Source organism: Microbacterium sp. P2_F9, from assembly GCF_056403635.1.
In genome coordinates, this window is sequence record NZ_JBFUFC010000344.1 from 1 (window position 1) to 2,097 (window position 2,097).

The following is a 2,097-nucleotide window of genomic DNA, read 5'->3' on the forward strand; positions in this document are numbered from 1 at the left end:
GACGGCGATCGGCTCCAACGCGATCGCCGCAGACCCGTCCGGAGTCGCCATCAGCACGGACTATCCGGCCCATCGCTGGGACCGTCCGCCCGGCGCGCTGCAGACCGCGTGGGGATCCTCCTAGCCGCGCGCGACAGCGTCAGTGGGGCCCGGCAGGGATCCAGCCCTCGCCACACGCACCGCCGTCGGCGGACTCCTCGATCCGCACCTCGCTGCCGTCGAGGGTGAGGAGCGGGTTGTAGAACCGCGCGATCTCGACACTGGAGACCGGGACGTAGTGGAAGATCAGCGACCGGCGGAAGCGTTCGGCCGACCGGTTCGGTCCGGAGCCGTGCACCATGCTCCCGTGGAAGAACAGCATGTCGCCCGCGGCGAGCTCGGTCTGCCGTGCGGCCATGCCGTCGGGAAGCTTCACCTCGCCGCTCGTGAACGACACCGTCTCATCCGCCTCGCCGGGGCAGACGATTTCGTAGCGATGCGAGCCCGGCACCACCCGCAGACCGCCGTTCTCCTCGTCGCAGTCGTCGATGGCGAGCCATGCCGCGATGCAGGTCTCGGGATGCGCCTGCAGGAACAGGTTGTCCTGGTGCAGTGCCTGACCGCGGGCCGTGGGCGGTTTGAAGTAGAACATCGACTGCGCCGCGTACACCGGCCCGACCATCTCCACGACCGGACCGACCACCCGCGGGTCCAGCATCCAGCGTCGCGCGAGTCGTCCGATCTCGAGGTCGGTGCGCCGGTGCGGGTGCACGATCCGCGGATAGCGCGAGAGCACGTCGTCGACTCCCGTCCCGTCGTCGTGGCCGACCGAACGGTCGCGCTCGATGAGATCCATGAAGACGCCACGGATCTCGGCCACCTCCGCGGGGTTCAGCACCGCGGCGAGCTGCACGACACCCCGCTCCTCGTACTCGTCGCGAAGCGTCCCGGACCGGGTGAGGGTGATATTCAACATGCACGCCACTGTGCCGGGCGGCTGCTTCTGACACCATGGGCTCAGCTGTCATCGATATGGAAGATCGTGCTATGGATGCCGCCTCCTCACCTCGTCTCGAATCACTCCACCCGCAGGTCGACCGGGTGCTCGCCGGCGAGTACTCGGTTTCGGCCGACTACTCCACGTGGCGGGTCTCGGGTACCGACGACTGGCTGCTCATGCACACGATCGCGGGTTCCGGTCGCGTCACGGGATCGTCCGGAACGGTCGTCACCACCCCGGGCGATGCGGTGCTGCTGCGACCCCACGTGCGCCACGACTACTCGACGGCCACCCACGATTGGACGCTCGTCTTCGCCCATTTCCACCCGCGTGCAGAGTGGCTGCCGCTGCTGGACTGGCCGATCCGGGCGGGCACGATCGGATACGTCCACAGCCCGGACGAGGTGCATCGACGGATCGCCGCCGAGCTGCGTCGCACCGCGCGCGCCGGCGTACGACCGCAGCTGCAGTCCAAGCTCTTCGCTGTGAACGCCCTCGAATCGGCGCTGCTGTGGATCGACACCCAGAACCCGCTCCGAGGGCGCACCGACGCCCGCATCCTGCGCGTGATGGAGCACATCGCATCCCACCTGGAAGGGGATCTCAGCGTGACCGCGCTCGCGCGGGTGGCGCACCTGTCGCGCTCACGCCTGACGCACCTGTTCAGCGAGCACCTCGGCGCCAGCCCGCAGCGCTTCGTGGAACGCGAGCGGATGGCGCGCGCCGCCCAGCTGCTGGACTTCTCCGACCTGTCGATCGGCGAGATCGCGCGCGCGGTCGGGTGGGACGACCCGCTCTACTTCTCGCAGCGCTTCCGCGCTTTCCATCGGATGAGCCCCACGGCGTATCGCCGGCGCTCCGCGCCGGGCTGATCCGAGCCCGCGCTCCGCGCCGCGCCTTCGACCTGCGCCACCCGCCCCGAAACCACCGACTTCGTGCGACACCACCCAGGCGAGTTCAGGTGGTGAGTGCAACATCTCGGGCTGATCGTTCGGGAGGGGTTGGTCGAGATGGGATCGCATGCGTCGTTGGAGGTTCGGGCTCGAGCGTTGCGGATGCTGTTAGCAGGTGCGAGCACCGTTTCGACGGCTCGCGCGGTCGGCTTCGATGTGCAGCAG

2 protein-coding genes are annotated in these 2,097 nt (G+C 68.8%); one reads left to right on the plus strand and one right to left on the minus strand.

The window, feature by feature from the left end; genetic code table 11:
• Positions 1 to 139: 139 nt before the first annotated feature.
• Positions 140 to 955, minus strand: a complete 816-nt coding sequence (locus AC1DVT_RS19765) for a phytanoyl-CoA dioxygenase family protein (RefSeq protein WP_477391050.1) — start codon at positions 953 to 955, stop codon at positions 140 to 142.
• Positions 956 to 1,026: 71 nt separating this feature from the next.
• Between AC1DVT_RS19765 and AC1DVT_RS19770 the strand changes: the two genes are divergently transcribed.
• Complete coding sequence (locus AC1DVT_RS19770) at positions 1,027 to 1,851, plus strand: helix-turn-helix domain-containing protein (protein ID WP_477391051.1); 825 nt, start codon at positions 1,027 to 1,029, stop codon at positions 1,849 to 1,851.
• The last annotated feature ends 246 nt before the right edge of the window (positions 1,852 to 2,097 follow it).